Here is a 7,428-nt window from a genome sequence, read left to right as displayed (position 1 = left end):
GCGCCACGGGCAGTCACCACGAGGGCACGGAAGTCGGTTCGCCACCTCAGCACCTGTCCGGGGCAGCGTCAAGATGGAGGTTGCCTTATGAGCGCGCCGCGACCTCAGCTTGCGGCCGAAGTCGCCTTCTGGGCGGTCCTGGCCAGTTGCTTCTTCCTGATGCCCGAGCAGCTCACGCTGATGAGTCAGGTGCTGATCTTCGGCCTGTTCGCCGTGTCGCTGGACATGGCGCTGGGCTACGCGGGCATCCTCACCGTGGGCCACGCGGCCTTCTTCGGCGCCGGCGCCTATGCGGCCGGCCTGCTGGCCAAGCATGGCTGGGGCGAGCCGATCAGCGGCCTGGCCGTGGCGCTGGCCGTCGGCCTGGCGCTGGGCTGGCTGCTGAGCTGGCTGGTCGTGCGCGGCACCGACCTGGCGCGGCTGATGATCACCATCGCCGTCTGCGTGCTGCTCTACGAGCTGGCCAACCGGCTGTCTGCCATCACCGGCGGCACCGACGGGCTGCAGGGCATGGCGGTGTCGCCGCTGCTGGGCAGTTTCGAGTTCGACTTCTTCGGCCGCACGGCCTTCGTCTACAGCTTCGTGGTGGTGCTGGCCGTGTTCCTGGTGGTGCGGCGGGTGCTGCGTTCGCCCTTCGGCATGGCACTGCGCGGCATCCACGACAACCGCAAGCGCATGCTGGCGCTGGGCACGCCGGTGGATGCGCGGCTGCGCATGGCCTATGCCTTCTCGGCCGGCGTGGCGGCCATCGCCGGCGCGCTGCTGGCGCAGACCACGCAGTTCGTCGGCATCGAGTCCATCGGCTTCAACCGCTCGGCCGAGGTGCTGATCATCCTTGTGCTGGGCGGCACGGGCAGGCTCTATGGCGGCATGCTGGGCGCGGTGGTCTACATGCTGGTGCACGACCGCTTCGCCGACATGAATCCGCAGTACTGGATGTTCTGGCTGGGGCTGTTCCTGATCGCTGCGGTGCTGGTGGGCCGCGGGGGGCTGATGGGGTTGCTGGCCCGGCTGACGCAAAGGCGTCGCAAGCCAGTGGGAGAAACGACATGAGCGCGGCGCCCCTGCTGCTCCAGACGGACAACCTGGGCGTGCGCTTCGGCGCCTTCCAGGCCGTGGCGGGCGTCAACCTGTCGCTCGCGGCTGGCGATCGGCATGCGCTCATCGGCCCCAACGGCGCCGGCAAGACCACGCTGATCAACCTGCTGACCGGCGTGCTCAAGCCCTCCGAAGGCCGTGTGCAGTTGGACGGGCAGGAGGTGACCGCCTGGTCGCCCGATGCGCGGGTGCGCCGCGGCCTCGCCCGCACCTTCCAGATCAACGCCCTCTTCCCGCGTCTCACACCCCTGCAGTCGGTGCTGCTGGCCCTGGCCGAGCGCGAGCGCATCGGCGCCGTGTGGTGGAAGCCGATGGGCCGCTACCGGCCGCTGCATGACGAGGCCGAGCGCTTGCTGGCCCTGCTGCGGCTGGGCGACCTGGCTCATGTGCCTGTCGCCGAGCTCGCCTACGGCAAGCAGCGCCTGCTGGAAATCGCCCTGGCCATGGCGACTCGCCCGCGCGTGCTGCTGCTGGACGAGCCCGCCGCCGGCGTGCCCAAGGACGAGAGCGGCGAGATCTTCGACGCCGTCGCATCGCTGCCCGCCGACGTGGCGGTGCTGTTCATCGAGCACGACATGCAGCTCGTCTTCCGTTTCGCCCGCCGCATCTCGGTGCTGGTGGCCGGCCAACTGCTGACCGAGGGCACGCCCGCCGAGATCGCCGCCGACCCGCGGGTGCGCGAGGTGTACCTGGGCCGCGCCCATGCGCACCTGCCGGGCGCCCACACGCAGGAGCCCGCCCATGGCTGAGACCGCGCAACTCGCCTTCGACGGCGTGGTCGCCGGCTACGGTCAGGCGGTGGTGCTCGACCGGCTGAGCTTCTCGCTCGCACCCGGCCGCAGCCTGGCGATCCTGGGCCGCAACGGCGTGGGCAAGACCACGCTGCTGGAGACGCTGATGGGTCACACGCGTGTGACGCGCGGCGCCATCCGCTGGCAGGGCGAGGACATCACGCAGTGGGCGCCGCACCGCCGCGCCCGCGCCGGCCTGGGCTGGGTGCCGCAGGAGCGCGAGGTCTTCCCCTCGCTCACCGTCGAGGAGAACCTGCGCGTGATCGCGCGGCCGGGCGCGTGGACGCTGGCGCGCGTGTACGGCCTCTTCCCGCGCCTGCGCGAACGCCGCGGCAACCAGGGCCATCAGCTCTCCGGCGGCGAGCAGCAGATGCTGGCCATCGGCCGGGCGCTGATGACCAACCCCTCGCTGCTGCTGCTGGACGAACCGATGGAAGGCCTGGCGCCCATCGTGGTGGAGGAACTGGCCGCCGCCATCCGCCAGCTGTGCGAGGGCGAAGGCCTGGCCTCGGTGGTGGTCGAGCAGCATCCGGTGCTGGCCCTGGAGATGACGCACGAGGCCATCGTGCTGGAGCGCGGCACGGTGGTGCATTCAGGGCCGAGCGCAACGCTGGCGCAGGATGCGGCACTGCTCGAAGGGCTTCTGGGCGTGGGCATCGCCGCCGAGGGCGCCTGAGGCTGGCTCAAAGCCGCGCACCCGTCGCCGCCATCAGCTGCTCCCGAAAGGCCGCCACCGCCGGCGACGGCGAATGCGCCGGCGCCCTCAGCAGCGTGAGCATGCGCGCCACCTGCGGCCGGCCTACGGTGCGCACCGCCAGCCCATGCCAGACCGCCAGCGGCCGCAGCGCCATCGTCACCACGGCCACGCCCAGCCCTTCGCGGGCCAGGCCCATCATGGTCCAGGGCAGCGCGATCTCGAAGGCATAGTCCAGCGCGATGCCGCGGGCGGCCAGCTTTTCCTCCAGCAGCGTGCGCACCGGATTGCCGGGCAGATAGCCGATCACCGGCGACCGCGCCAGCTGCGACCATTCCAGCGACCGGCGCGCGGCCAGCGGATGGTCGGGCGCCATCACCGCAACGAACTCGTCCGACTGCAGTGGTGAGGCCACCAGGTCGGTGCGGGCATCGGTCTGCGTGGCGATGCCCAGGTCGGCCGCGCCGCTGCGCACCAGGGCGTGCACCTCGTGCTCGGGCACATCGTGCAGCACCACCCGCACCCCGGGATGCGACTCGCCGAAGGCGCGGATCACCGGCGGCAGCAGCAGCGCGCACTGGGCGTTGGGCGCCGCGACCGCCACCCGGCCGCGAGCGAAGCGGCCGAAGTCCTGCGCGTCGGCCACCAGGTGGTCCCAGTCCGCCACCAGCCGGCGCGCAGCCGGCAGCAGCGCCGCACCGGCGTCGGTCATGCGGCAGGCGCGCGTGTGGCGGTCGAAAAGGCGCGCGCCAAGTTCCCGCTCCAGCTTGCCCAGCGCCGCGCTGAGCGAGGACTGCGACATGCCCAGTCGCTCCGCCGCCCGCGTGAAATGGCCGCTTTCGGCCACAGCCAGGAAAACCCTGAGCTCCGGCAAGGAAGACTTGATTGCCAAGGGAAACCGCCCTTTCCGCGCCCATTGATCGAAGGACGCGATTGAATTATCGGATTGACCGTCTTTGACGATTTTTGGCTTTCTCTATGCTTCGCGCCAGCCCCACGATTGAGGGCGAGGAGTTCGTCCCCATGAGTTCGTCTGCTTCGTTGTCCGTGCACCCCGTCGACCAGAAGCTGCCCAGTGGCAAGCTGGCCGCGCTGGGCCTGCAGCATGTGCTGGTGATGTACGCCGGCGCCGTCGCCGTGCCGCTGATCGTGGGCCGTGCGCTCAAGCTCAGCCCGCAGGAGGTGGCGCTGCTGATCTCGGCCGACCTCTTCTGTTGCGGCCTGGTCACGCTGATCCAGGCGCTGGGCGCCACGCAGTGGTTCGGCATCCGCCTGCCGGTGATGATGGGCGTGACCTTCGCATCGGTGGCGCCGATGGTGGCCATCGCCAACGGCAACCCGGGCCAGGCCGGGGCGCAATTGCTCTTCGGCTCGATCATCGGCGCGGGCATCGTCTCGATCCTGATCGCGCCGCTGGTCAGCCGCATGCTGCGCTTCTTTCCGCCGGTGGTGACCGGCACCATCATCGCGGTCATCGGCATTACGCTCATGCGCGTGGGCATCAACTGGATCTTCGGCAACCCGGTGGGCCCGACGGCTCCGGCCGTGGTCGATCCGGCTTATGCCAAGTGGCTGGCCGACGTCACCTCGCCCGGCTCCTCGCTGCCACCGGCGCCCAAGGGCATCGCGCTGATGCCCACGGTGCCCAACCCCAAGTACGCCGACCTCTCCGGCGTGGGCATCTCGGCGCTGGTGCTGGTGTCCATCCTGCTGATCGTGAAGTTCGCCAAGGGCTTCGTGGCCAACATCTCGGTGCTGCTGGGCATCGTCATCGGCGCCATCGCGGCGGCGGCCATGGGCCTGATGACCTTCGACAAGGTGGCCAAGGCCGCCTGGGTGGACGTGGTGCTGCCCTTCCACTTCGGCATGCCGATCTTCGACCCGGTGCTGATCTTCACCATGACGCTGGTGATGATCGTGGTGATGATCGAGTCGACCGGCATGTTCCTCGCGCTGGGTGAGATGACCGACCGCAAGGTGGGCCAGCAGGACCTGGCCCGCGGCCTGCGCACCGACGGCCTGGGCACGCTGATCGGCGGCATCTTCAACACCTTTCCCTACACCAGCTTCTCGCAGAACGTGGGCCTGGTGGCGGTGACCGGCGTGAAGAGCCGCTTCGTCTGCGTGGCCGGCGGCGTGATTTTGATCGTGCTGGGGCTGCTGCCCAAGATGGCGGCACTGGTGGAGTCGCTGCCCACCGTGGTGCTGGGCGGCGCGGGCCTGGTGATGTTCGGCATGGTGCTGGCCACGGGCATCCGCATCCTGAGCGGCGTGGACTTCAAGACCAACCGCCACAACGCGATGATCGTGGCCGTCTCCATCGGCATCGGCATGATTCCGCTGCTGGCGCCCAACTTCAAGCAGTGGATGCCGCACGGCATCCATCCGCTGATCGAGTCGGGCATCCTGCTGACCTCGATCACGGCGGTGGTGCTGAACCTGTTCCTGAACGGCGCGCGGCATGACGAGGCGGCGAGCATCGCCGCGGCGCGGCAGGCGGAGGCGCACTGATCGGCGCCCCCTTCCCTGCGCCCCCGATGAAGAAAGCCGCCGGGTCGCCCCGGCGGCTCTTTTCTTTTTGCGGGCAGATCGGCTACGGCGCTCCTGCCGAAGCGCTGCGCGAACCGCAGCGTCAGAAGCTGTACGTCCCGCCCATCCCCACCGTCCACGTCCGTCCCGGCGCCGGCTCGAAATAGCGCGCATTGCCTTCGTTGACGATCACGGAGCCGGCGTAGCGCCGGTCGAACAGGTTGTCGATGCGGGCAAAGGCATTCAGGTCCCAGCGACCGAGCTTGAGCACGTAACCCGCGTGGATGGCCGCCACTGCATAGCCCGGCGCCCGGGCGGTGTTCAGGTCGTTGGCCCAGACCTTGGCGACGGCGCGCAGCTCGGCGCCCGCACGCCAGCCCTGCGGCGGCATCCAGCCGTAGGCCGCATACAGCGACTGGCTGGCCACGCCGGGCAGGCGACGGCCGGCCGGCACGAGGTTGGCAGCGCTGCAGGGCGTGGGCGTGCAGAAGGCGTCTTGGTAGCGCGCATCGAGCCAGGTGTAGGCCAGCTGCGTGCGCCAGTGGTCCTCGGTCTCGTGCTGCCAGCCCAGTTCCACGCCCTGCCGCCTGGTGCGCCCGGCATTGCGGAAGGTGGAGCGGCCGCCGACGTTGGTGTCGGTGACGATCTCGTCCTGGGTCCGCGTCTGGAACAGCGCCGCCGTGAGCATGCCACCGGCCAGCCGGGCCTTGGCGCCCAGCTCGACGTTGTCGCTCACCGAGGGGCGCAGCCCGAAGTTGAGGCCGCCCACGCCATCCGACCGGTACGAGAGCTCGTTGAGCGTCGGCGTCTCGAAGCCGCGGCCGGCGGACACATACAGCGCCAGGTCCCGTATCGGCGTCCAGCGCAGCGAGGCCACGGGCAGCGTGCGGCTGTAGGCGGCGGTGCCGCTGTCGTCGCCATTGGCGGCGGTGATGTAGCGGTCCTGCGAATCGAAGTGCACGCGGCTGCGACGCACGCCGAATTCGGCCGACCAGTCGGGCGCAAAGCGCCAGGTGGCCTGGGCATAGGGGTCGACGTTGAAGACCTCGTTGCGCTCGTTCCGGCGCAGGCGGCCCTGCACGCCCAGCATCGGCTGCGCGGCGCTGCCCAGGTAGTTCTCGTAGCCGCGCCGCCATTCGCGCAGGCTGTCGTAGCCCAGGCCGGCGACCAGCTCGAAGGGCCGGCCCGCCAGATCGAACTTGCCGGTCCAGCGCAGATCGGCACCCGCATAGTGGCGGTCCAGGTCGATCACGCCGCCGGCATGGCGCGGGTTCTGCTGCGCCGAGGGCGGGATGGACTGGTACTGCGTCGTGCCGCGCTCGCCGCCGTACAGCATCACCCGCACGGACTGCTGCGCGCCCAGCGGCTGCTCGAACACCATGCCGGCCTGGCTCTGCGTCACCGTCTTGCGGGTGTTGTACTGCGTCGCCACATCGGCGCTGCGCGGCGCGGTGGCGAACTGCTGCGCGGTCAGGCCCAGCGGATCCTGCGCATCGACCGTCACGCGGTTGAACACCAGCGTGAGCTTGCCGCCCTGGTCGAGGTCGATGCCCACGCGCCCATTGGCCAGGTCGCGCTGCGCGGCCGAATGCGCGCGCCAGCCATCGGTCGAATAGCGGCTCGCGCTGAGCCGCCAGTCGACGGCGCCCTGCTTGCCGCTGCCGACCAGGCCCGTGCGCCAGGTGCCGTTGCTGCCGCCGGCCACGCTGTACGACAGGCTGGCCGGTGCCTCGCCCGACGCCGTGAAGGCCTGCACCACGCCGCCGGACGAATTGCCGTACAGGGCCGAGAACGGCCCGCGCAGCACGTCGATGCGCTCCAGCGAGGCGATGTCGATGTTGGAGGTCTGGCCTTGCCCGTCGGGCAGCGTGGCGGGAATGCCGTCCACATACAGCCGCACGCCGCGCACGCCGAAGGTGGAGCGGGCGCCGAAGCCGCGGATGGAGAGTTGCAGGTCCTGCGCGAAGTTCTGCCGGTCGCGGATCTGCAGGCCCGGCACGGCGCCCAGGCCTTCGCTCAGTTGCGCGCCCAGCCGGTTGTCGCGCAGATCGGCGCCCTCGACGCGGTCCACCGAGCCCGGCACGGCAAACGCCGGCTGTGGTCCGCTGGGCGTGCTCACCGTCACCTCGGGCAGCTGTCCGGCCACCGACACCTGCGCGGCGGCCACCCCCGCCTGGGCCGTCGCCACCACCACCCCCACCGTCTTCGCCATGCGCCATGTGTTCATGGGCGGGCATTCTGCGGGAGGCCGACGCCCGGCCGCGTCGGTGCAGGCGCCTATTGCCGTGGCCGGACAACCTTGTGGCGCAATGGCAC

General features: G+C 70.4%; 6 protein-coding genes. 4 read left to right on the top strand and 2 right to left on the bottom strand.

Going from position 1 to position 7,428, the window contains the following annotated elements; translation table 11 throughout:
* The first annotated feature begins 87 nt into the window (after nt 1-87).
* Genes ABIC63_RS28695 through ABIC63_RS28685 form a run of 3 tightly spaced genes read left to right on the top strand, consistent with a single transcriptional unit; the run spans nt 88 to nt 2,565 of the window.
* Nucleotides 88-1,053, top strand: a complete 966-nt coding sequence (locus tag ABIC63_RS28695; RefSeq protein WP_294370620.1) for a branched-chain amino acid ABC transporter permease — start codon at nt 88-90, stop codon at nt 1,051-1,053.
* Entirely contained in the window at nt 1,050-1,847 is a 798-nt protein-coding gene (locus ABIC63_RS28690; RefSeq protein ID WP_354322286.1) for an ABC transporter ATP-binding protein, read from the top strand. The genes ABIC63_RS28695 and ABIC63_RS28690 overlap by 4 nt, the downstream gene beginning before the upstream one ends.
* Nucleotides 1,840-2,565: an ABC transporter ATP-binding protein gene (locus ABIC63_RS28685; RefSeq protein WP_354322285.1), complete on the top strand. Its 726-nt coding sequence runs from the start codon at nt 1,840-1,842 to the stop codon at nt 2,563-2,565. Before ABIC63_RS28690 ends, ABIC63_RS28685 begins: the two co-directional genes overlap by 8 nt.
* 7 nt (nt 2,566-2,572) lie before the next feature.
* On the opposite strand, the gene ABIC63_RS28680 is transcribed toward ABIC63_RS28685, so the two are convergent.
* On the bottom strand, nt 2,573-3,457 hold the full coding sequence (locus ABIC63_RS28680; RefSeq protein ID WP_354322284.1) for a LysR family transcriptional regulator: 885 nt from the start codon (nt 3,455-3,457) through the stop codon (nt 2,573-2,575).
* 149 nt (nt 3,458-3,606) lie between these two features.
* Between ABIC63_RS28680 and ABIC63_RS28675 the strand changes: the two genes are divergently transcribed.
* Nucleotides 3,607-5,094: a nucleobase:cation symporter-2 family protein gene (locus ABIC63_RS28675; RefSeq protein ID WP_294370627.1), complete on the top strand. Its 1,488-nt coding sequence runs from the start codon at nt 3,607-3,609 to the stop codon at nt 5,092-5,094.
* A 121-nt stretch (nt 5,095-5,215) separates the two neighbouring features.
* Here the strand turns inward: ABIC63_RS28675 and ABIC63_RS28670 are convergent, their stop codons facing one another.
* Complete coding sequence (locus ABIC63_RS28670) at nt 5,216-7,324, bottom strand: TonB-dependent receptor domain-containing protein (protein WP_354322288.1); 2,109 nt, start codon at nt 7,322-7,324, stop codon at nt 5,216-5,218.
* Nucleotides 7,325-7,428 lie beyond the last annotated feature (104 nt).

This window comes from Pseudacidovorax sp. 1753 (assembly GCF_040544975.1).
Lineage (GTDB): Bacteria > Pseudomonadota > Gammaproteobacteria > Burkholderiales > Burkholderiaceae_C > Xenophilus.
Note: the sequence above shows the minus strand (reverse complement) of the source record. Positions and strands in the feature narration are given on the sequence as shown.

Excerpts from the sequence above, each read along its gene's own strand:
- ABIC63_RS28675 (WP_294370627.1), top strand. The coding sequence starts at position 3,607 with ATGAGTTCGTCTGCTTCGTTGTCCGTGCACCCCGTCGACCAGAAGCTG.
- ABIC63_RS28695 (WP_294370620.1), top strand. The coding sequence starts at position 88 with ATGAGCGCGCCGCGACCTCAGCTTGCGGCCGAAGTCGCCTTCTGGGCG.
- ABIC63_RS28690 (WP_354322286.1), top strand. The coding sequence starts at position 1,050 with ATGAGCGCGGCGCCCCTGCTGCTCCAGACGGACAACCTGGGCGTGCGC.
- ABIC63_RS28685 (WP_354322285.1), top strand. The coding sequence starts at position 1,840 with ATGGCTGAGACCGCGCAACTCGCCTTCGACGGCGTGGTCGCCGGCTAC.
- ABIC63_RS28670 (WP_354322288.1), bottom strand. The coding sequence starts at position 7,324 with ATGGCGAAGACGGTGGGGGTGGTGGTGGCGACGGCCCAGGCGGGGGTG.